Source organism: Pseudomonas sp. TCU-HL1 (assembly GCF_001708505.1).
In the GTDB taxonomy this organism is placed as follows: domain Bacteria; phylum Pseudomonadota; class Gammaproteobacteria; order Pseudomonadales; family Pseudomonadaceae; genus Metapseudomonas.
The window spans coordinates 2,390,621-2,416,748 of record NZ_CP015992.1; the positions used below are offsets into that span (position 1 = coordinate 2,390,621).

Sequence of the window (26,128 nt, forward strand, 5' to 3'; positions counted from 1 at the left end):
CGTCGTCCCGGCCTTTGACCAAGGAGCGACCCATGGGCCTGTGGCAACGAACCCCCGATCTTGCGCACCTCAACGAATCCCTGAAGCACACCATCGGCGAAGGCCTGGATATCCGTTTCGAGGCGTTCGATGAAGGCTCCCTGACCGCCAGCATGGTGGTCGACCCGCGAACCCACCAACCCTACGGCCTGCTGCATGGCGGCGCCTCAGTGGTTTTGGCGGAAACCCTTGGCTCCACCGCCAGCTACCTGTGCATCGACACCAGCCGCTTCTACTGCGTAGGGCTGGAAGTCAATGCCAACCACCTGCGTGGCCTGCGCAGTGGCCGTGTCACGGCTGTCGCCCGCCCGGTGCACCTGGGCCGCACCACCCATGTCTGGGATATCCGACTCGCAGGCGAAGATGGCAAGCCCAGCTGCATTTCCCGCCTGACCATGGCGATTGTCCCTCTTGGTGCCGAGCCGCCACGGCAATGACGCCTTTGGGGACGGCTCCGTAGGAGCGAGCTCTGCTCGCGAACGACCTGTGCACGGTGCTTCCGTAGGGGGGCACGCTTCACCGGTCCACCATCGGAGTAGGGGCGGGCATCGAGCGGTGGAAATAAAAAAGCGATTTACACCCTACAGAAGCCCGTGGTTGGGGGCGAGACGATACCCATCAGCCACCCCCGCAATTTTGTCCAAGAACGCCACCGTGCCACGGAGTAAAGTGGCGCCCATGGACCAAAGCAATCACATCCCCAGCTGCCTGCCCGGCGTTCGCCTGATCGAATCCGAGTACCAGCGTTTCAGCTTCCCCCGGCACTTCCATCTGGAGTACCACGTGGGATTGCTGGTGCGCGGACGGCAGCGTTACCGGCACCAGGGTGAAAGCCATCAGGCCGACGCCGGGGATGTGCTGCTGATGGCTCCTGAGCAGGTTCATGACGGCGCGGGCGTGGACGGGCAGGGCTACCAGATCCGCGTGCTGGCCTTCGACCCGCAGTGGCTGGACGATGCCAGCCGCGCCTTGAGCGATGACCGCCAGGGTTCGCCGCGCCTGACCACCAGCCTCCTTCGCGATGCCGATCTGCGCGGGCAGCTTCAAGGCCTGCATGGCGCGCTGCTGCATGGCTCGCGGCTGGAGCAGGAAAGCCATCTCTGGCCGGCGCTGGCCAATCTGCTGGAACAGGGCTCCACCTTGCGCATCCGCGAGCCGGAGCAGGGCTTCGATGCGCTTACCTGGGCGCGGCTGCGGGAGTGGCTGGAATCTCGCCTGGATTCTCCGCCCTCGCTCGATGAGCTTGCTGCGTTCTGCGGCCTCAGCCCCTGGCAGGCCCTGCGCCGTTTCAACCGCCAGTGCGGGTTGCCGCCGCACCAATGGCTGACTCAGTTGCGCCTGGAGCGCGCCCTGCCACGTGTGCTGCGCGGCGAGAACCTGAGCGACGTGGCCCTGGGCCTGGGCTTCTACGACCAGGCGCACTTCTCGCGACTGTTCCGCCGCACCTACGGCGCCCCACCGGCGAAGCTGCGCAACCGCTGATCCGCCATCCCCACTGAAATCCCCAAGATCCTGGAGAGCGTCCATGCAGGAGACTTCCGTCTTGCTGTCGTTGGCGGCCGTGTTCGCCGTCGCCCTTGTCAGTCCCGGTCCCGATGTCGCGCTGGTGGTTCGTACCGCCATGCACCAGGGGCGCCGTGCCGGTTTGCTCAGCGCCCTGGGGCTGGCCTGCGGCATCCTGGTCCACGGTACCCTGGTGCTGACCGGCGTGGCGCTGCTGGTGAGCCGTTCGCCCATCCTCTTCGACCTGCTGCAATTGCTGGGCGCAAGCTACCTGGGCTGGCTCGGCATCGGGGCTGTGCGTGGCTGGTGCCGGCGCGGGCAGGGCGATGCCGGGGCCTTCGGTGGCACCCTGTCACCTTCCGTGTTGGGTCCGTGGCTGCGCGGGCTGGCCACCAACCTCTTCAACCCCAAGGCGCTGGTGTTCTTCCTGGCCCTGCTGTCAGGGCTGATCCCGGCGGATATGTCCATCGCCGGCAAGCTGGGGGTCGCCGCGATTCTATTCTCCATGGGGCTGGCCTGGTTCAGCGTGCTGGGCCTGGCACTTACCCGTGGCCGCAACCAGCAGCGTCTGTTGCGTGCCGCGCCGGCCATCGACCTGGCCTGTGGGCTGGTGTTCCTGCTGGTGGCGCTGGGGCTGGTGGGGCGCCTGCTGGTACCGGGCTTTTGGCAATAGCGCCGTCATCACTGGCGGTTACAGTCATTGCCGTCCTCGCGGGGCTGCCGGAAAATCCCCGGCATTCCCCGACGAGCCGGATGCCATGCACACCATTTTCTTCGCCCACGCCAACGGATTTCCGTCCGCCACCTACGGCAAGCTCTTTGCCGCCCTGGCCCCGGACTTTCGCGTCGAGCACCTGGAGCAGCACGGCCATGACCCGCGCTTCCCGGTGAACGACAACTGGGAAAACCTGGTGGATGAGCTGATCCATCACCTGGCCGGTCGCGGCGAGCCGGTCTGGGGCCTGGGCCATTCCCTGGGGGGCGTGTTGCACTATCACGCCGCCTTGCGCCGGCCCGACCTTTACCGCGGCGTAGTGATGCTGGATTCCCCGGTGCTGACCCTGGCCGACCGCATCGTCATTCGCGCTGCCAAGCGCTTCGGTTTCATTGATCGCATCACGCCGGCCGGACGTACCCTTGGCCGCCGCGAGGTGTTTGGCGACGTCAGCGAGGCCCGCGACTATTTCGCCGGCAAGACGCTGTTCCGCCGTTTCGACCCGGAATGCCTGGATGCCTACGTCCAGCACGGCCTGGCACGCCAGGGCGAAAGCCTGCGGCTGAAATTCGACGCGGCCACCGAAATCAGCATCTACCGCAGCGTGCCCCACCTCACCCCGGGTCGCCCGCAGCAACTCCAGGTCCCCCTGGCCCTCGTGCGCGGGCGCCACAGCAAGGTGGTGCTGCCCCATCACGCGCGGTTGCTCAAGCGCGTGCCGCAGGGTGAGTACCTGTCGTTGCCCGGCGGGCATATGTTCCCCCTGGAGCGTCCGCAGGAAACCGCCGAACTGCTCAAATCCGTATTCGGCCGCTGGGACGGCCGCCGTCAGGAGTCTCGCGCATGAGTGCCCAGGTCGAAGAAATCCGTCTCAACCTGCCGCATATCGAGCTGGCGGCGCACCTCTATGGTCCGGAAGACGGCCAGCCGGTGATCGCCCTGCACGGCTGGCTGGACAACGCCAACACCTTCGCCCGCCTGGCGCCGCTTTTGCCGGGGCTGCGAATCGTCGCCCTGGATTTCGCCGGTCACGGCCTGTCGGCGCATCGTGCGCCGGGGGCCAGTTACCTGCTGTGGGATTACGTCGCCGATGTGCTGCTGGTGGCCGAACAACTGGGGTGGGAGCGCTTTTCCCTGCTCGGTCACTCCATGGGTGCCATCGTTTCGGTCATGCTGGCTGGCGCGATGCCCGAGCGGGTCGAGCGCCTGGCCCTGATCGACGGCCTGATGCCCTACACCGGCGAAGCCGACCAGGCTCCCGCGAAACTTGGCGAGGCCCTGCGTGCGCAACTGGCATTGCCGGGCAAGCGCAAACCGGTCTACGCCGCTATCGATCGTGCCGTTGAAGCGCGCATGCGGGGCACTGGCGGAGTCAGTCGCGAGGCTGCCGAGCGCCTGGCGCAGCGCGGGCTGATGCCGGTTCCCGGTGGCTACACCTGGCGCACGGACAGCCGCCTGACCCTGCCTTCGCCGCTGCGCCTGACCCGCGCCCACGCCCTGGCGTTCGCCCAGGCCGTGAAGTGCCCGGCCATGCTGGTGCTGGCGGAGGAGGGCCTGCTGCATGTGGAGCCAAAGTTCGCCAGCCTGCTGGACGGGCTGGCCTTCGATGTTCAGCGCCTCCCCGGCAAGCATCACCTGCATCTGGACGACGAGGCGGGCGCCCAGGCCGTAGCAGACTGTTTCAATCCCTTCTTCGCCCTTCCTTGACTTGCACCCGCCAACCGGGAAGGCTGGCGGCTTTTGGTCAAGGAGCACTGGGATGATCGACCTTCTCGGAACCGGCGCACGGCATGGCGCGGCCAGGGGCGAACGGCAGGAAAAGGCCGCAAAGCTGGTCCAGACTGCTCACTCCAGGACCTATCGATAAGGATGCGCATGCGCCTCACTCTTCTTGCCGGCCTTCTGCTGGCTGCATCCGTCCAGGCCGCCGACCTGCCCGATAGCCGTGACCTGACGGCGCTGCCGCGATTCCCCCACGCCGAGATCACCGATTTTCGCGAGACCCCCGATCAGGAACGGGTCTATCCGCAGAGCTCCATCCGCCGTATCAGCAACAAGCTGCGCATGGAGCGCAAGGTCGATGCCGAAGGCCGCCAGACCTCGGTGACCTACCGCCTGCCCGCGGACCACAGCGCCTTTGATGCCTTCGACCGCGCTCGCCGCGAGCTGCTCGATGGCGGCGCCGAGTTGCTCTACTGGTGCCAGGGGCGCGACTGCGGCTCTAGCAACCTGTGGGCCAACGCTATCTTTGGCAATGCCAAGCTGTACGGCCCGGACGAGCAGCAGGCCTATCTGCTGCTGCGCCTGGCCGCGCCGCGCCAGGACAGCCTGCTGGCCCTCTACAGCATCACCCGTGGCAACCGCCGAGCTTACCTGCATGCCGAGCAACTGGACGCCAAGGCGCCTCTGGGTGAACTCCTGCCCACGCCCGACACCCTGATGCGTGAACTCAAAAGCAGCGGCGAACTGCACCTGGCGCGCCTGCCGGCCGAGCCTTCGGCCAACTGGGCGACCCTGTTGGCGCGCTGTTTGAACCTCGACAGCACCCTGCGCATCAGCCTGGCCGGGGCTGGCGCCGAAGCCTGGCGCGAAGCGCTGGTGGGGCAGGGCGTGCGCGCCGCGCGGCTGGAACTGGGCGAGGACAAGGCCGCAGGCCTGCACCTGAACCTTCTGCGCTGAGTCACCTCTATGCTTGTGCCGGCCGGACATGATTCGCGTGACGGCAGGCACGGCCCTTTCATCTGTTCGCCGGAGTGATTCAGGGATGCTCAACAACGACCGACTGCTGGTGCAGATCCTCCTGCTGGCCTTGCTCGGCGCCAGCCTCTGGGTGCTCGCGCCCTTCGTCTCCGCGCTGTTCTGGGCCGCCGTGCTGGCATTCGCCAGTTGGCCGCTGATGCGGCTGTTGAGCAATCTGCTGAAGGGGCGCGAATCCGCCGCTGCCGCCGTGCTTACCGCCGGCTGGATGCTGTTGGTCGCCTTGCCGCTGGTGTGGCTGGTGGGCAACCTGGCTGAGCATGTGCGCGATGCCACCGAGTTGGTAAAAAACGTCCAGGTGGAGGGTTTGCCGCCGCCGCCGGACTGGCTACCGCAGGTTCCCCTGGTGGGCGAGCGACTGGTACGTGCCTGGCATTCCATCGATGCCCAGGGCGCGGCCTTTTTCGCCAGCCTCAAGCCTTACATGGGACAGGCCGGCAACTGGGTACTGGCGCGTAGCGCCCAGATCGGCGGCGGCATGGTGGAGCTGGTGCTGAGCCTGGTGCTGGTGTTCTTCTTCTACCGCGATGGTCCACGCATGGCGCTGTTCGTCGAGCGGGGCCTGGAGCGGCTTATCGGGGATCGCGCCGAGCATTATCTGGCGCTGGTGGCCGGTACCGTGCAGCGCGTGGTCAACGGCGTGATCGGTACCGCCGCTGCCCAGGCCGTATTGGCGCTGATCGGCTTCTGGATCGCTGGCGTACCCGGCGCCCTGGTGCTGAGTATCGTCACCTTCGCCCTCAGCCTGATCCCCATGGGGCCGCCGCTGGTGTGGGTGCCGGCCACCGCCTGGCTGGCCTGGCACGGCGACTACGGTTACGCCGTATTCCTCGGTATCTGGGGCATGTTCGTCATCAGCGGCGTGGACAACGTCTTGAAGCCCTACCTCATCAGCCGGGGGGGCAATCTGCCGCTGGTGGTGGTGCTGCTCGGGGTGTTCGGCGGCATTCTGGCTTTCGGCTTCATGGGCCTGTTCCTCGGCCCCACGCTGCTGGCGGTGGCCTATAGCCTGATTTCCGACTGGATCGGCCATGCGCAGCCGCAGGTAGTGGTTCCTACCGAAACCAAGGACAAGGAAAACCGGCCATCCTGAGGAGTGTGGGGCGGCTTGCAGTTATTCGTGCTGAATGGGGCAGGGCGGGTGCCGCGGGGCACAAACTGCCATGCCGCCACGGACAGCCCCGGCGCAGGGCGGGGGCCGGGCAGACCCCGGCAGGGCTCGCCAATCTTGTGGGGGCGAATTCATCCGCCAAGGGCAACGCAGTTGCCCCATAGACTCCGGAACAGCAACTTTCCTTCCCTGTATTGGAACTCCGCGATGCCAGACGTATGCCCCCCCATCGCCTTCTAATGCTGCCCCATCAACTGCGCGCTGTGATGATCGACAGCCAGCCTTGGATCGTTGTTTGGTAAAGCGGCTGCTTTCGACCCGTTGCTGCCGTTCACGGCCTACTCGGAGTAGGCGTGGTGACGGTGGGTTTGGGCTTAGGAAAGAAAGCTGAAGCGTAGTCACGCAAAGTGGCGGACTTTACCTTCCCGTCCGCAGAGACACCGATGACAGATAGGTTTCAACCGAGCCCTTCACACTGCTCATACGGGTTTGCTTGCTCCGCAGACCTCGATGGCCTGCTGTCTTCCTCCTAGCCAGCTGCAGGGCTTTTGCAGCTTTGCCAGCCCCCTCTCCAACGGAACGTCCAGCACGTCCGCCCACGGTGTTTTGAATATAGGTGGCGAGTACGGGAGCAAGGGAGTCCGGCGGGGAGGTACGGTTTCGTCTCGTACCGGGGCAGGCTGTTGAAGAGCAGAAAATAAAGCAGTCCCCTTTTTCGTGGCGATCGCCCGCGCCCTGCTGAAGAACATTGCCTCAATACCCCGTCAGCTCCAGGTAGCCCACGCCCTGATGGCTGCCACTGAAACGGATGGGCCCCTCCCAGTAAGGGAAGCGGGTATCCATCCAGGCGTTTTCCTGCACCGGCGTGCTGCTGATGTCAAAACCCTCGCTGGCGATGCGCAGCGACCAGCGGGTCGGTAGCCGACGGCCGGCGACCCGACTGTGCTGCAAGGGGGTCATGATGATGTCCTGGCTAGCCAGCGCGCGGGGCTGGCCGCTGGCGCTGATCCAGGTGCCGGCGCGGTAGTGGGCGCCGTCGGCATGGCGCAGCTGGAACAGCATGAGCTTCTCGCCCGTATCCAGATGCAGGGAGAACCAGTCCCAGCCGCGCTGGTCGGGCGCCAGATACTGGCTGGTCCACTCACGATCTAGCCAGGCCGGGCCCTTTACTCGGTACAAGCGGCCTTGCAACTGGATGGTGCCCTCGGCCTGGAAGAACGGCTGGCTGTAGTAGTAGGACGCCTGCCCTTGTCCGGATTTCTGGCTGAAGCCCTGCTCGCCGTGCAGCACCGGTGGCAGGCTACTGAGCAGGCGCAGGCGATAGCTGAAGGCGCCACCCTTGGCGTGCAGGTCCAGCTCGCCCAGCCCCGCGTTTGCCGGCTTGCGGCTGCTGAACTGCCAATCGTCGATCCAGGCCTTGAAGGGCGAGCTGTCGACGCCGGCCTGGCCGATGCCGCCGCGGGCGAAGGTTTCCGCGGAGCGATGGCCATGAGGGCCGGTCAGCCCGGCATGGCCCATCCACAGGTTCTGGTTGCTCCAACCCTTACTCGTGGAGCCGGGCTGCAAGGCACTGCGGAACAGCGTCCATTGAACGCCCCAGGCACGGCCCTGCTCATCTTCCAGATTGGCCGTCACGTACCACCATTCGATGCGGTAATCCGGGTGCGCGCCGTGATCGGCCGGGAAGCTGAAGGCCCGGCCCGGGGTCACCTGGGCAAAGTTCGCCGCGGCGCTGCCGAGCCCGGCAAAACCCTCGCCCGGCGGCGGTTCGGCATCGCAGGCGCCGAGCAGCAGGCCCGCGAGAAGCGCCAGGCGCAGGCTAGCGTTCATCGGCGAAGGTCCTCAGCAACTCAGCCGGGGTGGTCCGCCCGAGCTTCCACAGCGGCCAGGCGGCGGCCAGCAGCGTGGCGAGCACCGCCATGGCCAGCAGTTGCAGGAGCTGCCAGGGAAACACATGCAGCGGCAGGCGCCAGCCAAAGGCCTGCACGTTGATCACCGCGACCAGGCACCAGGCCAGCACCAGGCCCAGCGGCACCGCCAGCAGCAGCGTGATCATTGCCAGCAACAGGGTCTGGCCGAGACTGAGCCAGGCCAGCTGCGCTCGGCCTACGCCCAGTGCCCAGAGCAGTGCCAGTTGGCTCAGGCGCGCCTGGCCGAGGGTCAGCAGGCTGATGAACAGCGCCACCCCGGCCACTCCCAGGGTCAGGCTATTGAGCGCGGCGGTGGCCGCGAAGGTGCGTTCGAATACGCGGGTCGACCAGGCCTTGAGTTCGCTCTGATCGATGATCCGGTCGTTGCCCAGGGCAAAGGTCTGCTGCAGGGCCTGCATCAGCTCGGGGACCTCGGTGGCAGGCAGGTGCAGGCTGTAGCTGCTCGGGCTCAGCCCTGGCCAGTGCTGTTGCAAACCCGCGGCATTGACCAGCAGGTGCCCTTTCGGATTGCCGTAGTCGGCATAGATGCCGGCGACCACCAGCGGCCATTCTCCTTTGGGGGTCGGCAGGCTCAGGCGCTCGCCCAGCTGCAGGTGCAAGCGCCGCGCCAACTGCTCGCTGAGCATCAGCGCCTCATGCCGGGCCAGTTGCTCCCAGGCAGTGGGGCTGGCGCTCAGCAGCGGCCAGTGGGTGCGGTAGGCCTGGTGATCGAGTATGCCGTTGAGCTGCGCCGGCCAACCCTGCAACTGCAGCTCGACCCGCCAGCTTGGCAGTATCGCGCGAACCTGGGGCTGGCGGCTCAACCAAGCGCCTATGGCCAGGGCTTGTTGCGGGTCTTGCGGGGTGAGGTACAGCTGGGCGGCCAAGCGCTGGTCGAGCCAGCCGGCAAAGGTCTGGCGAAAGCCCTCGGTCATGCTGCCGACGCCGATATTCGCCGCCAGCGCCAGCAACAGGGCCATCAGCGCCAGCGCCAGACCCGGCAGCTGCTGGCGACTGTCGGCGATGAACCACTGTGCCAGCGGCGAGCGACACCGCGGCAGCAGGCCCTCCAGCAGCAAGTTCAGGCACAGCGGCAAACTCAGGGCCGCCGCCAGCAGCAAAGCGGCGAGCAGGACGAAGCCGGCGATCAGGCTGTTGCCGCCCAGCAGCGCGACTAGCGCCAGCAAGGCGAGCGCCGCGGCCAGCAGGGCCTGGCGGCGTAACCAGAGCGCCTGGGCTTGCTGCCACGCCTCGGGCTGGGCCCAGGCCAGCAGCGGCAAGCGTGCGGCCCTGAGCAGGCTGCTGGCGCCAGCGAGCAAGGCGCCAAGCAGGCTCATGGCCAGCCCGCCGAGCCACCACTGTGGGCTGAGGCTGAGCTGCCCGGCGACCTCGGCCCCATACAGGCCGCGCAAGCTGGCCACCACATCCGGCAACAGCAAGCTGGCCAGCCAGTAACCGCTGAGCACGCCGGCCAAGCCGCCGAGCAAGGCCAGGCCGCAGAGTTCCAGGGCCAGGGCGCCCAGCAGGGTGCGGACGCTCACCCCGCAGGCCCGCAGGGTGCGCAACAGCGCGCGGCGCTGCTCCAGCGCCAGGCCAATGGCGGCGTGCACGATGAACAGCCCGACGACAAAGGCCAGCAAACCCAGGGCGGTGAGATTTAGGTGGAAGCTGTCGGTGAGCCGGCCCAGATCGGCCGCTTCGCTGCGACGGTTCAGTACCAGGTGCTCGGCCAGTTGCGGCGGCAAGTGCGGATTACTGCGGGCGAAATCGCCGGCCAACAGCAGCCGGGACAGCTGCTGCGGTGCGTCGAGCAGGCGTTGGGCGACGCCGATATCCACCAACAGCACGCCCGGCGCCAACTGCGGCCACAGTTCCAGCGGCGGCAGGGCTTGCCCGGACTCGGTCAGCGGTTGCGCCCCGGCGGCCAGGCCGAGGGCCTCGAGGGTGTCGGGGGCAATCCAGGTGCGCCCGGGCTGGCCGAGAAAGGCTGCCAGGTCCAGGCGCTCGACCGCCCGCCCGGCCAGCGAGGTGTCGGCCGGCAAGGTCAGGGGTTCGATGCCGATCAGCTGCAGGCGCTGTTCGGCCTGCCCCCGCAGGCGCAAGCGGCCCTGCAGGAGTGGCGATACCGGCCAGCCGGCACGCCGCAGCTCGATGAAGTACTGCTGCGCAAACAGCCCGCCGCTGCGGGCACTGAGCGCGTATTGGTCAGCGCCGGCCAGCAGTTGGCTGGTACGCGCATAGCTTTCCCGGGCCTGGCTGTTCAGCGCCTGCACGCCAGTCCACAGGCTGGTGGCCAGCCACAGACCGGTCAGCACACTGAAGAACTGCACGGGATGCCGGCGCCAATGGCTGAACAGGCCACTCAGAGTCCAGTAGAAAATCCGCATGTCAGGCCTCGCCTCGCGCCAATAGGCGGCCGCCCTGCAAGCTCACGCGACGCTGCAGGCACGCCGCCATGCGCGGGTTATGGGTCACCATCAGCAGGCTGGTGGTGCTGCCTTCGAGCAGTTGCAGCAGCAGCTCCAGCACCTCGTCACCGGTCGCCTCATCCAGGCTGCCGGTGGGCTCGTCGGCCAGCAATAAAGGTGGTCTGGCGGCCAGCGCACGGCCCAAGGCCACCCGTTGCTGCTGCCCGCAGGAGAGCTGTTCGGGATAGCGCTTGAGCAACTGGCCAAGGCCGAGCCGCCGGATCAGCTGCGCCTGCCAGTGCGGGTCATGGCGGCCGGCCAGACGAGCCTGGAAGGCCAGGTTGTCCTCGACCCGCAAGCTGGCAATCAGGTTGAACTGCTGGAAGATCAGGCCGATCCCGCTGCGCCGCCAGGCCGCCAACTGGCTTTCATCAAGCGCGGCCAGCGAGCGCCCGGCTACCCAGATGCTGCCGGCATCGAAGCGGTCGAGGCCGGCCACCAGGTGCAGCAAGGTGCTCTTGCCGCTGCCGGATTCGCCCATCAACGCCAGGCTGCCGCCCTCCTCCAGTTCGAGGTCGATGCCCCGCAGCACCGCCAGCGGCCCTTGGGGAGTCGGGTAGCTTTTGCATAGGCCCTGGATCTTGAGCATCGGTGTACGGCCCTATCGAGGCTGTGCCGGCGATGGCTGTGGCGAACAGCCAAGAACGTCCCCCGGCACGACAGGGCCTGGAAGCCTTTGCCGAGCGGTGAGGTAAGTCACGCGCTGCAGCCGAAGTGCCTTTAGCTGAGACTAGTCGGGATCGGCCGCAGCGATTTCCCTGCCCGTCCATACGGCACGGACCACTGCAAGATCGGCTGGCCGCCCATCCGCACGGCCAGCGCTGAACCGGGTCGTGACCAAGGCATGGCTATGCTTAATTGGCCGGCGCAACCGATGGTGCCGCCCGGGGTCAGCAGGGCCGGATGCTCGGCAACGCGGGGCGTGGCCAGGGCCCGCGCATGATTCGCGCGCCGTTAAACCCGATCGGAAAAGGGAGGTTGGCGATGCAACTCATCACCGTGAAAATCGACAAGCCGGAAGCCACTAACTTCATTTTGGGTCAGACCCACTTCATCAAGTCCGTCGAGGACATCCACGAAGCCTTGGTCGGTGCCGTGCCAGGCATCAAGTTTGGCCTGGCCTTTTGCGAAGCCTCGGGCAAATGCCTGGTGCGCTGGTCTGGCACCGATGCCGCGATGATCGAGCTGGCCCAGAAGAATGCCCAAGCCATTGCCGCCGGCCATAGCTTCATCATTTTCCTAGGCGACGGTTTCTACCCGCTGAACCTGTTGAACGCCATCAAGATGGTGTCGGAGGTCTGCCGGGTTTTCTGTGCCACCGCCAATCCCACCGAAGTGATTGTTGCCGAGACGGAACAGGGCCGCGGCATCCTCGGCGTGGTGGATGGCTTGCGGGTCAACGACATCGAAGGCGACGACGACATCCTCTGGCGCAAGAATTTGTTGCGGCAGATCGGCTACAAGCTGTGATTGCAGCCCGCCCCCGTTGATGAGGCCGAAGAATCGACCTCACCACCAAGCGCGAAATTGCGCCTAACTTGCCCTGCGGTTGCCCTTGCCACTGACCAGTCATATGCATTCGATATGACCACGCATTGGCAACGGGTGACCACTTACGCGGGTCAGCCGAGCGGCTCAAAACGACCCAAAGCTGCCGGTGGAGATTGACAGTAACCAGCCAAAACTAACCTTCACAGACTTTATTAGGCTACCGTCAAACGCTACGTTGTTAGCAGCTAAATCCACTCAGCAAACTGGCGGTGATTGTGGACAGGTTTCAGGAAATGAAGGTGCTGCTGGCCGTCGCGGAAGCGGAGAGTTTTGCCGGCGGCGCTAAGTTGATGGGGATGTCACCGCCAAGCGTAACTCGTGTGATAGCTGGTCTGGAAAATCGCCTGGGCACACTGCTGCTCGCACGTAGCACCAGGAGCTTACGCCTGACTGAAGCGGGGCGGCGCTATGTGGATGACTGCAAGCGCATCCTGCTCGACCTAGAGGAAGCCGAAGAGCTGGCTACCGGCAGCAGTGTTCGCGCTCGGGGCAACCTGACAGTGACTGCGCCGGTTATGTTCGGCGAACAATATTTAATACCTCTGATCACACAGTACCTTACAGAATACCCGGAGGTGACGGTAAACGCTCTGCTGGTAGATCGCCTCGTGAGCATGGTCGACGAGGGGCTGGATGTCTCCATTCGCATAGGTGAGTTGTCCGACATCGGCCTGCAGGCCATCAGAGTTGGGCAGATCGCGCCAGTCGTGTGTGCTGCGCCGACATTTCTTGATCGCGTCGGCAGACCGACGGAGCCAAGGGATGTGCTGGAGCTGCCAATAGTGATGTCGTCGGCGAGCACCCTGCTTACCGAGTGGCAATTCAGGGTCGGCGAGCGCGCCCTCTCCCTTCATCCCAAACCACGCCTGATGGTCAGCTCCAATCAAGCCGCGATCAATGCCGTACGAATGGGCTGGGGCCTTACGAGGGTGCTGTCATACCAAGTGGCCGAGTGGGTAGACAAGGGCGAACTGGAGATCGTTCTCGCGGCGTATCAGATTCCTGCATTGCCGGCGCACGTCTTGTATCAGGGGGGCAAACGGGTCTCTGCCAAGGTGCGTACGTTCGTCGACTACTGTTCCAGCCGGCTTCTTGCCGATCCGGCACTGCATGCTGTTCCACTGGGGTAGGTATGAGCCGCTTTCGCGAGATGCAGGCATTCGAAGCGGTGGCGCAGGCCGGCAGTCTGGCCGCCGCTGCTCGACGTCTCGAGCTGTCACCCGCGACCGTCATGCGCACCATCGCCTCCCTGGAAGCGCGCCTTCACAACACCTTGATAATTCGCGGGCCGCGCGGTGTAGAGCTGAGCCCGGCTGGCGAGCAGTTCGCGCAAAGCTGTCGGCACATCCTGGAACAAACCGAGCTTGCCGAGCGCTCTGCTGCCGGCCGGCATGCTCGACCCGATGGCAAACTGACGGTTGCGGTGCCGCTGCTGATGGATGTGCAGGTGTTCACACCGATAGTCCTGTCCTACCTGGACGTCTATCCCGATGTATGCCTGGCAATCCAGGCCAGCCACGGAGCGCCCAAGCTCCTTAAGGATGGCATCGACATTGCGCTGGTCGTCGGTCAGTTGCCCAACTCATCCGATTTCGCCACGTCTCTGGGGCTGGTCAGGCCAATTGTTTGCGGCTCACCCGGATACCTGGCCGCGTGGGGGCGTCCCGAGACACCTGAAGACCTCAAAACTCATCGCGCTGTGGTAAGCACGTCTCCAGGCTACGGAACGGATTGGCGTTTTCCATGCGGTCGTTCCACCCGCGTGGTGAAACCCGCGCAAATACTTACCTGCACGACACAGCGTGCAGCCATTCATGCGGCGACGCTGGGCGTGGGTCTGATCCGTTGCATGAGCTACGAAGCCCATGATGAGCTGGCCGGCGGGCTGCTTGTGCCGGTACTGGAGGACCTCGCGAGCCTGAGTGTGCCGGCGCAGTTGATCTACCGCCATGGCCGCCGCGCCGAGGCACGAGTGCGAACCTTCATCGATTTTGCTACGCCCTTGCTGCGTGCCCATCCAGCCTTTCTGGGCTGAGGTGACGAAGGCTTCCCACCACGTTTTATTTCGGAAAACGAAATTATAGATTGCTCTGCGTGGTGATTCTGCTGAGCCAGCTATGAGCGCAGCATGGCTCCACCAACGCAACAACCGCCAACCTGGTTTGCAGCTGCGTTGATTCCCACGACCCACTACGGAGCCATCGCCATGCCAAACGCCATCAAGCTGTATCGCCACCCACTGTCCGGCCATTCCCACCGCGTCGAGCTGTTCCTCTCGCTGCTGAACCTGCCCACCGAGTTGGTGTTTGTCGACCTGGCGAACGGCGCTCACAAAAAAGCCGAGTACCTGGCTATCAATGCTTTCGGCCAAGTGCCCGTGATTGACGACAACGGCGCCCTGATCAGCGACTCCAACGCGATCCTGGTCTACCTGGCGAAGAAATACGGCAGCGGTAGCTGGCAGCTACAAGACCCGCTCACCGAGGCACGCATCCAGCGCTGGTTGTCGGTGGCCGCCGGCCAGGTGGCCTATGGCCCGGCCGCCGCGCGGCTGATCACGGTATTCGGTGCGGCATTCAATGCCGACGAGGTCATCGCCCGCGCCCACGCCCTGCTCAAGGTGATGGAAGCCGAACTCAGCGCCAGCCCATTCCTGGCGGGAGCCGAGCCCAGCATCGCCGATGTGGCCAATTACAGTTACATCGCCCACGCTCCGGAAGGCAATGTATCGCTGGAGGCGTACCCGAATGTGCGTGCCTGGCTGCAACGTATCGAGACACTGCCAGGCTTCGTGCCCATGCAGCGCACTGCCGTGGGTCTGCAAGCCAGCTGAATACCAACCATGCTGCCGGGTGCACCGGCAGCTCTCCCAAGGAGCGCCAGCCATGGACCATCTGCCCAAGCACCGAAAATCCCCCTGGCATGCTGGCGAGAGGGCGCTTCAGGAGGTCGTTCATGCCTCTGAACGGATGCAAGTGATCGGGCAGAAAGTCATTCGCGACTACATGCCCGACCAGCACCGAGAGTTCTATCACCAGTTGCCATTCATGGTAGTCGGGGCGGTAGATGCGGACGGTCGCCCCTGGGCCACCCTGCTCGAAGGCCCGGAAGGTTTTGTCACGTCCGCTGATCCGCAGCACCTGCTGTTGGCCGTCGAACCCGATTCGCAAGATCCGGCGGCTTATGGCCTGCAAGCAGGCAATGCCATCGGTATGCTCGGGATTGAACTGCATACGCGGCGGCGCAATCGCATCAATGGTGTGATCCAGCAGATCTCGGCAGAGGGGCTCGAAGTGTCGGTCGAGCACTCCTACGGCAACTGTCCCAAATACATTCAGGAGCGTTCCTACACGCGTGTTGCCGATCCGGCAAACGGCAAGGCGCCACGCCAGGATTTCAATGCCCTGGACGACTACACCAGCGCTCTGATTCGAGCGGCCGACACCTTCTTCATCGCCAGCTATGTCGATCATGACGCCCACAACCGCTCCGTGGACGTCTCCCATCGCGGCGGGCGTGCCGGTTTCGTCAAGGTCGACGGCAATCGCCTGACCATTCCCGACTACGCCGGCAACCTGTTCTTCAACACCCTGGGGAACTTGCATACCAACCCGATCGCCGGATTGCTTTTCATCGACTTTGCCACCGGCGACATGCTGCAACTCAGCGGGCGCAGCGAGCTGCTGCTGGACAGTCCCTTGATCAAGTCCTTCGAAGGCGCGGAGCGCCTCTGGACTGTCGATGTTGAGAACGTGGTACTGCGTCCGGCCGCCGTGGCGATTCGCTGGCAGTTTCACGACTACGCCCCCACCAGCCTGGCGACCGGCACCTGGGATGAAGCCGATGAGCGTATGCGACAGTACGAACAACGCCGGCAATGGCAGCAATGGCGCGTCGCACGTGTACAGCAGGAAAGCAGCGATATCAGCTCGTTCTATCTGGAACCCCAGGACAGCGCCGTCGTGCCATTCGCCCCAGGCCAGCACTTGCCGATGCGCATTGTGCTCACAGGGGAAGAAGCTCTGGTCAGAACCTACAGCGTCTCCAGCGCACCTTCCGATGGGCATATTCGCATCAGCGTGAAACTGCAGGGCAAGGCCTCGCGCCACCTGCACGAGAAAGTGCAGGTGGGTGATCTGCTGGAGGTGCGGGCGCCGTTGGGTAGTTTCACCCTGGTTGATGAAAACGAACGACCGGTGGTGTTGATCGGTGCCGGCGTTGGCATCACCCCAATGATCTCGATGGCCCGAGAGCTGGTCGCGCAAAACCAGCAACACCAGAGGGCACGCCAGATACATCTGTTCCAGAGCGCAAGAACGTTGGAGGGCCTGCCATTTCAGTTGGAGCTGGCGGAGTTGCTGCAGCGCTCGGCCGGGCTGCTGCATATCCACCGTGCCTTGAGCAATCCCGGCACCGAGGCGGTACTCGACCGTGATTACCAGGTGGCAGGCCGCTTGGCCTTTGCCCAGGTCAAGGCACGACTGCCGCTGGATGACTATGACTTCTACCTGTGCGGCCCCGCCGGATTTCTTCAGGACATGTACGACGGTCTACGTGGGGTGAACATACCGGATCATCGCATCCATGCTGAGGCATTCGGCCCCTCTGCGTTGCGCCGCTCGGAAACTGAACAGCCACCGACATTGGCGCAGCCACCGGCGGCCGAAGTGCCGGTGCCGGTGTATTTCTCGGCATCTGCCACCGAGGCGCGCTGGAAGCCCGACAGCGGAAGCCTGCTGGAACTGGCCGAAAGCCGTGGCCTGACGCCCGAGTTCAGTTGCCGTGGCGGCTCATGCGGGACCTGCGCCGCGCGGCTGATCAGTGGCTCCGTGCATTACACCAATCCACCGGCGCAGTTGCCGGACGGCGACAAGGTGCTGATCTGCTGCGCCGTACCAGCGCAAACCGAGGGCACCCCACACCCCCTAGTCCTTGATCTTTAGCGAGGAGCCCTGAGATGAACAGAACAGCTTTCTGTAGCTGGGAAACGGACCGGCTTCTGGCGTGGGACGACTCGTCTATGTCGTCGTGGGGCGCTGATGCAATGGAGTGGGAGGCGAACCTTCTGCTGCCACAGTTAGTCGCCGCGCTCGAGCACCCTGACAGTCTCTTTGAAGAGTCGACGCATGAGTCGGCCGGCCGCCTCTCGAGCTTGTGGCGAGCATTGCGAACGACCGCCCACCATTCCACCCGCTTGAGTCGCGTTTTATCGGCCAACTGAGCAGCGTCATTCCCCATTCCCCATTCCCCATTCCCCTTTGCCACTGGGAGCAACCGCCATGTCTACGTCCGAAGTTCGTCAACCGGTTCCGCCCTTCACCCGCGAGACCGCCATCCTCAAAGTCCGGCTGGCCGAAGACGGTTGGAACAGCCGCGATGCTGCCAAAGTGGCTCTCGCTTATACCCCTGACACTAAGTGGCGTAACCGTGCAGAGTTCACCACCAGCCGGGCCGAGGCCGAGGCATTTCTCACTCGTAAGTGGAACAAGGAGCTTGAGTACCGCCTGATCAAGGAGTTGTGGGCATTCACTGCGAATCGGATTGCTGTCCGTTATGCTTACGAATGGCATGACGACTCCGGCAACTGGTACCGCTCCTACGGCAATGAGAACTGGGAATTCGCCGAGAACGGCTTGATGGCACATCGATTTGCTTGCATCAACGACCTGCCTATTACCGAGGCGGAGCGGAAATTCCGCTGGCCGCTTGGACGTCGCCCTGATGACCACCCAGGCCTATCGGAGCTGGGTTTGTAATGTCCCTATGACGGATGCGTGGCCATGTGTGCCAACTCTGACGTTGCTGCTATTTAACGTGGTGCAGGGTTGGCGGTTTTTAATCTTCGAATCGGTTGATCACGCGAGGCTGAATTAGGATCGCGTTTGCCCTCTGCAACGCCCGCGAGCGTCCGCTTTTGGCTGATCTCTGCCCGTCGTAACCGGCAGAAACCGACCCAAGGCAGCCGGTCATGACGGACAGCAATCGGCCAAAAGGGGACATTAGAGTAGGAAAAATAGATCTGTCCTCTTTTCGACCGGCTTTGCGCCAGGCCATTTTCGAACTCTGACTTGCCCAGCAAACGTCGGCAGGGGAGATGTCCTAGGACTGCCCATTAGCGACGGCTTCGGTCACCTTCGGGTGGCCTTTTTGCATTAGCGGGTAATACTTCTCTGCAAAGGTGGGCGTGTTGCTGGTGGCGCGCGCCGCGGGGAGGTGTGAGGTGAACAAGCTATCAATTGTGGGTGTCGGTATGGTGGGTGAGGCGGCGGCTCAGATCATCGCCCGGGAAGAGTTCTGTCGTGAGTTGATGTTGATTGATGTGCAGGGTGAGTTGGCACAGGGCAAGGCGCTGGACGTCTGGCAGGCGGCAGTTGAGTCAGGTTCTGATACCCGGGTTTACGGCGGGTCCAATGCCGAATTGCTGCAGGATTCTGACCTGGTGGTGATTACGGCGGGTGTGCCCCGCAAGCCTGGTCAGTCGCGCCAGGATGTATTGAGTATCAATCTGCCAATTCTCGATAGCATCATGCTGGATATTAATCGTCATGCTCCGGCGGCGACGGTGTTGGTGGTGTCGAACCCGGTCGACGTGCTGACCTATCGGGCTTGGTGTCTCAGTGGGCTGGGACGCGACAGGGTGTTCGGGCAGGCGGGGGTGCTGGATACAGCGCGCATGAAGTGTTTCATTGCCGAGGAGACAGGGTTTTCTGCTCGGGATATCACGGCGCTGGTGCTGGGAGGGCATGGCGATAGCATGGTGCCGCTGATGCGATACTGTGCGGTCGGTTCGGTGCCGCTGTCTCACTTCCTGTCCAGTCAGCAGATAGAGCGGATTGTGGAGCGCACACGTCAGGGTGGCGGCGAGATTCTGGGTTTGAAGAAGCTGGGGAGCGCCTGCGATGCGCCGGGCGTGGCAATTGCACAGATGGTGGATGCTATCGCCAATGGGCGAAACCGCATTTTGCCGGCGGTCGCGATTCTCGAGGGCGAGTACGGGCGAACAGGTATTGCCATGGGTGTCCCCTGTGTGCTGGCAGAGGAGGGGGTTGTGCGGGTGATCGAGTTGTCTCTGGATGCGCAGGAGCAGGCGATGTTCGACCGCTCTGCAGATCAGGTGGTGCGTGATATTGCTGAAATGAATGCTTTGTGAGCGGGCCGAAAAGGGGACAGATTTATTTTCTCTACTCTAAACGTCCGCTTCTGGCCGATTCTGTTGAAAAGGGCGGTTCTGCGGCAGCCAGTCGGCCAGGTGCTCCAGCTTTCGAAGTGGCTGCAAGCCACTCCAAGTTGCCTTTCGGCCTTTCACTGAGCCTCCAGGCTCAGGTTTGCGGGTTAATTTGAGGGTTTCTGCTCGCCGCAGACGGACCTATCCCGTGGCCGGTGGTCCTTGGGGCAAGAGCTTGGCCATGCGTCGCAGGTTCTGCACCGTCGCCGCCAAGGTGAGTTCGTCAGTGGCGCCGGTCAGGCCACGCAGGCGCAAACGGTCGACTCTCATGATCCGTTTGAGGTGAGCGAAGAGCATCTCCACCTTCTTGCGCTCGCAGCGGGAACGGAGGTACTCCGGCGTCTTGGCGATGCGTCGCGCCACGTCGCGGGCAGCTTCATGGATGCTGCGCACGATCTTGCGGATCGGCGTATTGGGACAGCACTTCGCTTTCAGTGGGCAGGTGGCGCAGTCGGCTCGGCTGGAGCGGTAGATGATGGTGTTGGCCTTGGTCACCCGTGTTCTCTGTTGGGTGAAGGCGCGCCATTCACTGCGTAGCGGTTTGCCGGTTGGGCAGCGGTATTCATTGGCCTCCTGATTCCAGTGAAAGTTGTTGCTGGAGAGGCTGTCGTCCTTGCGCTCGGTCTTGTCCCACACCGGCACATGCGGCGCGATGTCCTTCTCTTCGACCATCCAGGCCAGCATTGGGGCAGTGCCGTAGGCGGCATCGCCGATCAGGCGTTCTGGTGTGAGGTCGAACTGCACTTCGACGCGCTCCACCATCGTTTTGGTCGACTCGACCTCGGCGGTCCGATGCGCCGGCGTGGCTTCCACATCCAGGATCACGCCGTGCTCAGTGTCGATCAGGTAGTTGGTGGCGTAGGCAAAGTAGGCCGGGCCACCTGGCGCGGCGGTCCACCGCGCCTGCGGATCGATGAGCGAAATCTTCTTGGGCAGGGCTTCGGCCAGCGCTTCCTCATCGAGGGCTTCGAGGTACTTGCGCACAGCGCGGGTGCTGAGCGCCGGATCGCGCCAGTCGACCTCATCTCCCGCTACGCCACGTTGCCGGCTGGCATCCGCCTTGATGATGCTGGCGTCGACGGCGAAGCCTGCACCCTTGACCAGGCCGGCCGCCATGCAGCGCCGCAGCACCTCATTGAACAACCAGCGGAACAGGCCGCTGTCACGGAAGCGGCCGTGGCGATTCTTCGAGAAGGTCGAGTGATTGGGCACTTCATCCTCCAGGCCCAGCCGGCAGAACCAGCGATAGGCCAGATTCAGGTGCACCGCTTCGCACAATCGCCGCTCGGAGCGGATGCCGTAGCAGTAGCCGACGACCAGCATGCGCACCATCAACTCAGGATCAATCGACGGTCGCCCGATGGGGCTGTAGAAGTCGGCCAGGTGGGCGCGCAGATCGCTGAGGTCCACGCACTGGTCGATGCAGCGCAGGAGGTGATGGGGCGGGACGTGCTCTTCCAGGTCGAACGAGTAGAACAGGCACTGCTGTCCTCCCGGTAACCGCCCCATCATGCTGCCTACCCCATGCTCGCTGAACGCGTGATTTTGCCGGTGGTATGGGGTAGCAGCTACTTTTTCAACAGAATCGACCCACTGCGGACGCTCAAGCAATAGGATACGGACTTACTTTTTTCACTTTTCCTCCATGTCGGGCTAGTTGTCGCCTCATTCATAAGGGCGGCAATAAGCTAGTACGGGGCACGCTCACTGCCAAACTTCATGCTAACTAAAGGAAGGCATCACACTGTGGGAACCGTTCCACCATCGATGACGTATTCAGTACCAGTAATGGAACTTGCAAGCGGCGAGACGAGGAATGCGATGAGATCGGCTACTTCCCTTGGTTTAGCGGGGCGTCCGATCGGGATGCCTCCCAGTGAGCCCATTACGATTTGGCGGCCACCCTCATAATCGGTGCCGTTCTGCCTCGCAATCTCCTCTACAAAGGCGACTGATGCCTCCGTCTCCACCCATCCCGGTGAAACCCTGACCACGCGCACGCCCTTGGGGCTGACCTCTTTGGAAAGGCCCTTGCTGTAGTTGGAGAGCGCGGCCTTGGCGGCGGCATACGCAAGCGTGGATTCAGGCAGCGGTAGCTGGCGCTGGATAGAGGTGACATGGATGATGACGCCCGAGCCTTGCTTGAGCAGCATGGGCAACAGCGCTCGGTCGAGGCGAACGACCGAGAACAGGTTCAGGTCCAGAGCCCGTTGCCATTCCTGGTCGTCGAGCACCACATAGCCACCGGCTGGAGCCGATGAGCCGCCGGCGACATGAACGATGATATCGAGCCCGCCGAGACGATCATGGACAGCATCGACAACGCTGGCACAACCCTCGGTGGTGGTGATATCTGCCGAGACGAAGAGATCCTCGGGCAGGTGCTCGGGACGCGAGCGCGCAGCTGTCAGGACTTTTGCGCCAGCCTCGCGAAGTCGGGAGACGACGGCTTCTCCAATGCCTTTGGTTCCGCCGGTGACCAGCGCCCGGAGAGCTTCGAGTTCCAGTGCGATGCTCATCAGCGAATCTCCAGGGATGCGATCTTGTCGTCGACGAGTACAACGGTGTAAGTGAGCTCGACAGGGCTGCCAGGGAAGTTCCCCGTAAGCCGAGCGAGCAGGGTCACGGTCTGTCCTTCCTGCGAGCTGCTCAATGGTTCGATGCTGTATTGATACTTGGCCTGCGAGGCTTGCTTCCAGGACTTGATGGCCTCCAACCCGTTGTACGTCTGGCCTTCGTCGCGCACGGTGGCATCCCTGGTGAAGCAGCGCTCTAACACCTCTGTGTCGATAATCTTTTCGGCCGCAAGGTAGCTGGCGAGCGGTTCAGGCAATTCGATTTTCATGGCGATGTCACCTCGCTGATGCAAGGATTTCTTCATCCACATGCTCGCTATCGGCCATACCCGATGGCAAGAACCCACGAAAAAGTAAGCTAGGGAAATATGAGAAAAATCTATACGCCCTCTACTGCGGCTAGCGAAGTGGAAGCAGTGTTCAAGCAACTCGAAGGACGTTGGAAGCTGATGATCCTGTTCCACCTCTTCGGTGGCCAGGTGCAACGCTTTTCCGAGCTGGAAAAGCTAATCCCCGAGATTTCCCAGAAAATGCTCGCCCAGCAGTTACGCCAGTTGGAAGCGGATGGCATCGTGCATCGCACCGCTTATCCGCAAGTACCACCTAAGGTGGAGTACCGCATGACGGAGTGGGGTCAGGCGCTTTGTCCGGCACTGGACGCACTGTTGCAATGGGCGGAACTTCGGGAGACGCTCAAGCCAGTAGGTTGAACCTCCCAAGGTTCGCAGCCCCACCTGAGCGGTCGCTGGCAAACGGCAGTTACCGGCCCAATTGCCGCCTCTTGGCAACGGCAACGTTCGGTCAGGAGCGGGCATTCTGTGATGAAAGATTTCGAATCGAATGCCTCATATAGCCCCGGAAGAAATCACGGTCCGTGCATTCGCAATGCATCGACTACGAGCGCAAACGCTGGGGATGGCTGTCGACGACTGGGATAGTAGAGATGGTAGCCTGAGAAAGGCGGGCACCATTCTTCCAGCACTCGGATCAAATTCCCTTCTTCTATGTGGGGGGCGAATTCTTCTTCCGGGAGGAACGCGACGCCCAGCCCGTCGAGTGCCGCGAGCACGATGTGCGGAGAGGTGTTGAAGGTCACTTGACCATCGACCCGTACATTCACCTGACGACCGCGGCGCTCGAACTCCCAGACGTAGAGACCGCCGTGCGTGGGAAAACGGATATTGATGCAACGATGCTTCGTCAGATCCTCCGGGAGCTTCGGTACGGGATGGTTCTGGAAGTAGACGGGTGATGCGACAGCGGCCATCCGGAGCTTTGGGCTGATGGGCATCGCGATCATGTCCTTGTCGATGCTTTCGCCCAGGCGAACCCCGGCATCGAAGCGATCAGCGACGATATCCCGAAACCCGTAGCTGACGTCGAATTCGATCTGGATGTCCGGATAGCTATGCATCAACGGCATCAGCTTGGGCTGCAGTATGGTTCGCAGTACGTGATCGCCACTGGTGATGCGGACCAAGCCGGCAGGTTTGTCCCGCAACGCAGTGAGCGCATCCAGTTCCGCCTCAATCTCGTCGAAGCGGTTACCGATGGCCTGGAGCAACCGCTCACCGGCCGGGGTGGGCGATACGCTGCGCGTGGTGCGGGTCAGCAGCCGTATTTCCAACCGCTCTTCCAGAGCTTTGATGGCTTGGCTGAGCGCTGACTGAGTAACCCCCAGCACAGCGCCCGCGCGGGTAAAGCTCCCTTCACGGGCCACCGTGACGAAGGCCAGCAGATCGTTGAGGTTGCGTCGTGCCATGGAACTAGTCTGGCATACCTGATTGATTAGTGAGGCTAATAGGGCCTACAAGCATTCATCATCTTATCAGGGATATGGCCTGCGGCGACAATGATCCGGCCTCCCGCTTCCGACCCCAGAAGGGCGGCTTCCATTCCTACAGTGGAGAACCCTTATGAAGAAGATCCTGGCGCTCATGGCGCTGTTGATCAGTCCCTTGGTTGCAGCAGGAGCAGACATGTCCCACGGCGCGAACAACTTCTACACGAGCAACCAGGTGACTATGCAGAAGGTCACCTTCAAGAACCAATACCAGATGACTGTGGCGGGCAACCTGCTCGTCCCGAAGAACCTGGACCGCAACGTCCAGCACGCCGCCATTGTCGTCGGGCACCCGATGGGGGCGGTGAAGGAACAAAGCGCGAACCTTTACGCGACGAAGATGGCCGAGCAGGGTTTCGTCACTCTCTCCATCGACCTGTCATTCTGGGGCGAGAGCGAGGGTCAACCCCGGAATGCGGTTTCGCCAGACATCTACACGGAAGATTTCAGCGCGGCCGTCGATTTCCTGCGTAGCCAACCGTTCGTGGACAAGGAGCGTGTCGGCGCCATAGGCATCTGCGGCAGCGGCAGCTTCGTCATCAGCGCGGCCAAGATCGACCCCCGTATCCGAGCCATCGCCACGGTCAGCATGTATGACATGGGCGCGGCCAACCGGAACGGCCTGCGACATGCCGTCTCCGTGGAGGACCGTAAGGCGGCCATCGCCGCAGCCGTGGCTCAGCGCGATGCGGAGTTCGCCGGCGGCGCCATCTCCTATACCAGCGGAACGGTGCATCAGTTGGACGAGGACACGCACCCAATTCAACGCGAGTTCTACGACTTCTACCGCACGCCGCGTGGTGAGTTCACGCCGGCCAGCTCGTCGCCGCAACTGACCACGCATCCCACGCTCACCAGTAACGTGAAGTTCATGAACTTCTACCCGTTATCGGATATCGAGACGATCTCGCCGCGGCCGATGCTGTTCATCACGGGCGAGACCGCGCACTCCCGGGAGTTCAGCGAGGAAGCCTACCGGCTGGCGGGGCAGCCAAAGGAGCTGCTCGTGGTACCGGGTGCCGGGCACGTGGACCTCTACGACCGTGTCGGCCTCATTCCCTTCGACAAGCTGACGGCCTTCTTCAAGCAGAACCTTGGCGCGAACTGAGTGCGCTCACCAACCGATTGCGACAAACAACTGCCCCCTGCCTTCCGGAGAATTCGAACATGGACATGCAACACATCGACGGCGGCAAGGCCGCAGAAGACGAATTGGTACCGACCCTTGAGCGACGCCAGTTCCTGAAGGCGGCGGGCATGGCCGCTGCAGGTGCGGCGCTGCCCCTGGGTACCGTGTCATTGGCCCTGCCGGGTGCCGCCCAAGCAGTCTCAGGTGGTGCTCGCCAGCCCTACACCATGAAGACACGAAAGCTGGGTGGTTTGGAGGTGTCGGAGCTCGGCTTCGGTTGCATGAGCATCAGCGGCAACTACGGTCCGCCCGCAGACAAGGCCCAGGGTATCCGCGTGATTCGCGATGCCTACGAGCAGGGCATCACGTTCTTCGACACGGCCGAGGTCTACGGCCCCTACACGAATGAGGAGCTCGTTGGCGAGGCACTGGCGCCGGTACGGGACAAGGTCGCCATCGCCACCAAGTTCGGCTTCGCGATCGACGGCACAATCGGGCTGGATAGTCGCCCGGAGCGCATCCGCCGGGTGGTCGAGGAGTCGCTCAAGCGTCTCAAGACGGACCGCATCGATCTCTACTACCAGCATCGAGTCGATCTGACCGTGCCGATCGAGGACGTGGCAGGAACGATCAAGGATCTGATTCGGGAAGGAAAGGTTCTGCACTTCGGCCTGTCGGAGGCGAGTGCGCGCACCATTCGCCGTGCGCACGCGGTTCAACCGGTCGCAGCCATCCAGACCGAGTACTCGTTGATGGAAAGGAGCCCGGAGCACAACGGTATCCTGCGGACGTGTGAGGAGCTGGGGATTGGCTTTGTTCCCTGGGGACCGCTGGGACAAGGCTTCCTGACCGGGAAACTGCCCCTGAACGCACAGTCCACCTTCGATCCGAAGGCCGACCTGCGTGCGGACTTCCCCCGCTTCAGCGCCGAGGTCATGCAGGCCAACCAGCCGATCCTCGCGTTTCTGTATACGTTTGGCGAAAAGAAAGGGGCAACGCCCGCTCAGATCGCCCTGGCCTGGCTGATGGCGCAGAAGCCATGGATCGTTCCCATCCCCGGCACGACCAAGCTGGACCACTCCCGCGAGAATCTGAACGCCATCCACGTTCACCTCACGCCTGAAGACCTTCGCGAGATCGAGACGGCTTTCTCTCGGCTCGAAGTCCATGGCGGCCGGATGAACGCGACGCAGATGTCGCAAATCGGCAAGGACTGAGATCGACCGGAACCGATGTGATCCTCCGTTGGAACCAGCGCCCAACGGCCGTGCTCGTTCCATCGAGCGAGCACGGCGTTTTCC

At 63.2% G+C, this 26,128-nt stretch carries 24 protein-coding genes; 17 read left to right on the forward strand and 7 right to left on the reverse strand.

All coding sequences use genetic code 11. The annotated features are described in order from the left end of the window. Positions 1–32 precede the first annotated feature (32 nt). From THL1_RS11015 to THL1_RS11045, 7 genes are all read left to right on the forward strand, one after another. Positions 33–476, forward strand: a complete 444-nt coding sequence (locus THL1_RS11015; RefSeq protein WP_069083305.1) for a hotdog fold thioesterase — start codon at positions 33–35, stop codon at positions 474–476. A 241-nt stretch (positions 477–717) separates the two neighbouring features. After that, positions 718–1,521: an AraC family transcriptional regulator gene (locus THL1_RS11020; RefSeq protein WP_069083306.1), complete on the forward strand. Its 804-nt coding sequence runs from the start codon at positions 718–720 to the stop codon at positions 1,519–1,521. Between the two features lie 43 nt (positions 1,522–1,564). Further along, positions 1,565–2,215, forward strand: a complete 651-nt coding sequence (locus tag THL1_RS11025) for a LysE family translocator (protein WP_069083307.1) — start codon at positions 1,565–1,567, stop codon at positions 2,213–2,215. Positions 2,216–2,300: 85 nt separating this feature from the next. Next, complete coding sequence (locus THL1_RS11030; RefSeq protein WP_069083308.1) at positions 2,301–3,104, forward strand: alpha/beta fold hydrolase; 804 nt, start codon at positions 2,301–2,303, stop codon at positions 3,102–3,104. Continuing rightward, positions 3,101–3,964, forward strand: a complete 864-nt coding sequence (locus THL1_RS11035; RefSeq protein ID WP_069083309.1) for an alpha/beta fold hydrolase — start codon at positions 3,101–3,103, stop codon at positions 3,962–3,964. The genes THL1_RS11030 and THL1_RS11035 overlap by 4 nt, the downstream gene beginning before the upstream one ends. A gap of 168 nt (positions 3,965–4,132) precedes the next feature. Further along, entirely contained in the window at positions 4,133–4,936 is an 804-nt protein-coding gene (locus tag THL1_RS11040; RefSeq protein ID WP_069086480.1) for a DUF4892 domain-containing protein, read from the forward strand. 85 nt (positions 4,937–5,021) lie between these two features. Further along, a complete protein-coding gene (locus tag THL1_RS11045) occupies positions 5,022–6,107 on the forward strand; it encodes an AI-2E family transporter (protein ID WP_069083310.1) in 1,086 nt (361 codons plus the stop codon). 771 nt (positions 6,108–6,878) lie between these two features. Here the strand turns inward: THL1_RS11045 and THL1_RS11050 are convergent. Genes THL1_RS11050 through THL1_RS11060 form a run of 3 tightly spaced genes read right to left on the reverse strand, consistent with a single transcriptional unit; the run spans position 6,879 to position 11,092 of the window. Further along, positions 6,879–7,955 carry a lipocalin-like domain-containing protein gene (locus THL1_RS11050; protein ID WP_069083311.1) on the reverse strand — a complete coding sequence of 359 codons (1,077 nt, stop codon included), beginning with the start codon at positions 7,953–7,955 and terminating at the stop codon, positions 6,879–6,881. Beyond that, positions 7,945–10,422 carry an ABC transporter permease gene (locus THL1_RS11055; RefSeq protein ID WP_069083312.1) on the reverse strand — a complete coding sequence of 826 codons (2,478 nt, stop codon included), beginning with the start codon at positions 10,420–10,422 and terminating at the stop codon, positions 7,945–7,947. Before THL1_RS11055 ends, THL1_RS11050 begins: the two co-directional genes overlap by 11 nt. 1 nt (position 10,423) lies before the next feature. Continuing rightward, positions 10,424–11,092 carry an ABC transporter ATP-binding protein gene (locus THL1_RS11060; RefSeq protein WP_069083313.1) on the reverse strand — a complete coding sequence of 223 codons (669 nt, stop codon included), beginning with the start codon at positions 11,090–11,092 and terminating at the stop codon, positions 10,424–10,426. Positions 11,093–11,487: 395 nt separating this feature from the next. On the opposite strand from THL1_RS11060, the gene THL1_RS11065 reads away from it, so the two are divergent. From THL1_RS11065 to THL1_RS11100, 7 genes are all read left to right on the forward strand, one after another. After that, positions 11,488–11,973, forward strand: a complete 486-nt coding sequence (locus THL1_RS11065) for an adenosine-specific kinase (RefSeq protein ID WP_069083314.1) — start codon at positions 11,488–11,490, stop codon at positions 11,971–11,973. Between the two features lie 314 nt (positions 11,974–12,287). Next, positions 12,288–13,184: a LysR family transcriptional regulator gene (locus tag THL1_RS11070; protein WP_177343826.1), complete on the forward strand. Its 897-nt coding sequence runs from the start codon at positions 12,288–12,290 to the stop codon at positions 13,182–13,184. Positions 13,185–13,186: 2 nt separating this feature from the next. Beyond that, positions 13,187–14,089: a LysR family transcriptional regulator gene (locus tag THL1_RS11075; protein ID WP_069083315.1), complete on the forward strand. Its 903-nt coding sequence runs from the start codon at positions 13,187–13,189 to the stop codon at positions 14,087–14,089. Between the two features lie 171 nt (positions 14,090–14,260). After that, positions 14,261–14,887 (forward strand): glutathione S-transferase family protein, encoded by a 627-nt coding sequence (locus THL1_RS11080; RefSeq protein WP_069083316.1) that lies wholly within the window; start codon positions 14,261–14,263, stop codon positions 14,885–14,887. 52 nt (positions 14,888–14,939) lie between these two features. Then, positions 14,940–16,997, forward strand: a complete 2,058-nt coding sequence (locus THL1_RS11085; protein WP_069083317.1) for a pyridoxamine 5'-phosphate oxidase family protein — start codon at positions 14,940–14,942, stop codon at positions 16,995–16,997. A 336-nt stretch (positions 16,998–17,333) separates the two neighbouring features. After that, positions 17,334–17,810, forward strand: a complete 477-nt coding sequence (locus THL1_RS11095) for a DUF1348 family protein (RefSeq protein WP_069083319.1) — start codon at positions 17,334–17,336, stop codon at positions 17,808–17,810. Positions 17,811–18,274: 464 nt separating this feature from the next. Next, positions 18,275–19,204 carry a malate dehydrogenase gene (locus THL1_RS11100; protein ID WP_069086482.1) on the forward strand — a complete coding sequence of 310 codons (930 nt, stop codon included), beginning with the start codon at positions 18,275–18,277 and terminating at the stop codon, positions 19,202–19,204. Between the two features lie 216 nt (positions 19,205–19,420). Here the strand turns inward: THL1_RS11100 and THL1_RS11105 are convergent, their stop codons facing one another. The 3 genes from THL1_RS11105 to THL1_RS11115 all read right to left on the reverse strand — a co-directional run bounded on the left by THL1_RS11105 (position 19,421) and on the right by THL1_RS11115 (position 22,124). After that, positions 19,421–20,791, reverse strand: coding sequence for an IS1182 family transposase (locus THL1_RS11105; RefSeq protein ID WP_069083320.1), 1,371 nt, complete (start codon positions 20,789–20,791; stop codon positions 19,421–19,423). 227 nt (positions 20,792–21,018) lie between these two features. Continuing rightward, the gene (locus THL1_RS11110) at positions 21,019–21,798 is read right to left on the reverse strand and encodes an SDR family oxidoreductase (protein WP_069083321.1); all 780 of its coding nucleotides are present in this window, start codon (positions 21,796–21,798) and stop codon (positions 21,019–21,021) included. Then, positions 21,798–22,124, reverse strand: coding sequence for a nuclear transport factor 2 family protein (locus THL1_RS11115; RefSeq protein ID WP_069086483.1), 327 nt, complete (start codon positions 22,122–22,124; stop codon positions 21,798–21,800). Before THL1_RS11115 ends, THL1_RS11110 begins: the two co-directional genes overlap by 1 nt. Positions 22,125–22,223: 99 nt before the next feature. Between THL1_RS11115 and THL1_RS11120 the strand changes: the two genes are divergently transcribed. Next, positions 22,224–22,565 (forward strand): winged helix-turn-helix transcriptional regulator, encoded by a 342-nt coding sequence (locus THL1_RS11120; RefSeq protein WP_069083322.1) that lies wholly within the window; start codon positions 22,224–22,226, stop codon positions 22,563–22,565. Between the two features lie 155 nt (positions 22,566–22,720). On the opposite strand, the gene THL1_RS11125 is transcribed toward THL1_RS11120, so the two are convergent. Continuing rightward, entirely contained in the window at positions 22,721–23,617 is an 897-nt protein-coding gene (locus THL1_RS11125) for a LysR family transcriptional regulator (RefSeq protein ID WP_069083323.1), read from the reverse strand. Between the two features lie 154 nt (positions 23,618–23,771). Here THL1_RS11125 and THL1_RS11130 point away from each other — a divergent pair, with 154 nt between their 5' ends. Both THL1_RS11130 and THL1_RS11135 read left to right on the forward strand, forming a co-directional pair. Then, the gene (locus THL1_RS11130; protein WP_069083324.1) at positions 23,772–24,806 is read left to right on the forward strand and encodes an alpha/beta hydrolase; all 1,035 of its coding nucleotides are present in this window, start codon (positions 23,772–23,774) and stop codon (positions 24,804–24,806) included. A 59-nt stretch (positions 24,807–24,865) separates the two neighbouring features. Then, positions 24,866–26,044: an aldo/keto reductase gene (locus THL1_RS11135; protein WP_237234787.1), complete on the forward strand. Its 1,179-nt coding sequence runs from the start codon at positions 24,866–24,868 to the stop codon at positions 26,042–26,044. Positions 26,045–26,128: the final 84 nt, after the last annotated feature.

What these genes read in the sequence shown, in the direction of transcription:
- THL1_RS11045 (WP_069083310.1), top strand. Translation starts at nt 5,022, where the DNA reads ATGCTCAACAACGACCGACTGCTGGTGCAGATCCTCCTGCTGGCCTTG.
- THL1_RS11075 (WP_069083315.1), top strand. Translation starts at nt 13,187, where the DNA reads ATGAGCCGCTTTCGCGAGATGCAGGCATTCGAAGCGGTGGCGCAGGCC.
- THL1_RS11115 (WP_069086483.1), bottom strand. Translation starts at nt 22,124, where the DNA reads ATGAAAATCGAATTGCCTGAACCGCTCGCCAGCTACCTTGCGGCCGAA.
- THL1_RS11130 (WP_069083324.1), top strand. Translation starts at nt 23,772, where the DNA reads ATGAAGAAGATCCTGGCGCTCATGGCGCTGTTGATCAGTCCCTTGGTT.
- THL1_RS11040 (WP_069086480.1), top strand. Translation starts at nt 4,133, where the DNA reads ATGCGCCTCACTCTTCTTGCCGGCCTTCTGCTGGCTGCATCCGTCCAG.
- THL1_RS11050 (WP_069083311.1), bottom strand. Translation starts at nt 7,955, where the DNA reads ATGAACGCTAGCCTGCGCCTGGCGCTTCTCGCGGGCCTGCTGCTCGGC.
- THL1_RS11105 (WP_069083320.1), bottom strand. Translation starts at nt 20,791, where the DNA reads ATGATGGGGCGGTTACCGGGAGGACAGCAGTGCCTGTTCTACTCGTTC.
- THL1_RS11020 (WP_069083306.1), top strand. Translation starts at nt 718, where the DNA reads ATGGACCAAAGCAATCACATCCCCAGCTGCCTGCCCGGCGTTCGCCTG.
- THL1_RS11060 (WP_069083313.1), bottom strand. Translation starts at nt 11,092, where the DNA reads ATGCTCAAGATCCAGGGCCTATGCAAAAGCTACCCGACTCCCCAAGGG.
- THL1_RS11030 (WP_069083308.1), top strand. Translation starts at nt 2,301, where the DNA reads ATGCACACCATTTTCTTCGCCCACGCCAACGGATTTCCGTCCGCCACC.
- THL1_RS11065 (WP_069083314.1), top strand. Translation starts at nt 11,488, where the DNA reads ATGCAACTCATCACCGTGAAAATCGACAAGCCGGAAGCCACTAACTTC.
- THL1_RS11135 (WP_237234787.1), top strand. Translation starts at nt 24,866, where the DNA reads ATGGACATGCAACACATCGACGGCGGCAAGGCCGCAGAAGACGAATTG.
- THL1_RS11080 (WP_069083316.1), top strand. Translation starts at nt 14,261, where the DNA reads ATGCCAAACGCCATCAAGCTGTATCGCCACCCACTGTCCGGCCATTCC.
- THL1_RS11125 (WP_069083323.1), bottom strand. Translation starts at nt 23,617, where the DNA reads ATGGCACGACGCAACCTCAACGATCTGCTGGCCTTCGTCACGGTGGCC.
- THL1_RS11015 (WP_069083305.1), top strand. Translation starts at nt 33, where the DNA reads ATGGGCCTGTGGCAACGAACCCCCGATCTTGCGCACCTCAACGAATCC.
- THL1_RS11055 (WP_069083312.1), bottom strand. Translation starts at nt 10,422, where the DNA reads ATGCGGATTTTCTACTGGACTCTGAGTGGCCTGTTCAGCCATTGGCGC.
- THL1_RS11035 (WP_069083309.1), top strand. Translation starts at nt 3,101, where the DNA reads ATGAGTGCCCAGGTCGAAGAAATCCGTCTCAACCTGCCGCATATCGAG.
- THL1_RS11120 (WP_069083322.1), top strand. Translation starts at nt 22,224, where the DNA reads ATGAGAAAAATCTATACGCCCTCTACTGCGGCTAGCGAAGTGGAAGCA.
- THL1_RS11110 (WP_069083321.1), bottom strand. Translation starts at nt 21,798, where the DNA reads ATGAGCATCGCACTGGAACTCGAAGCTCTCCGGGCGCTGGTCACCGGC.
- THL1_RS11070 (WP_177343826.1), top strand. Translation starts at nt 12,288, where the DNA reads ATGAAGGTGCTGCTGGCCGTCGCGGAAGCGGAGAGTTTTGCCGGCGGC.
- THL1_RS11095 (WP_069083319.1), top strand. Translation starts at nt 17,334, where the DNA reads ATGTCTACGTCCGAAGTTCGTCAACCGGTTCCGCCCTTCACCCGCGAG.
- THL1_RS11025 (WP_069083307.1), top strand. Translation starts at nt 1,565, where the DNA reads ATGCAGGAGACTTCCGTCTTGCTGTCGTTGGCGGCCGTGTTCGCCGTC.
- THL1_RS11085 (WP_069083317.1), top strand. Translation starts at nt 14,940, where the DNA reads ATGGACCATCTGCCCAAGCACCGAAAATCCCCCTGGCATGCTGGCGAG.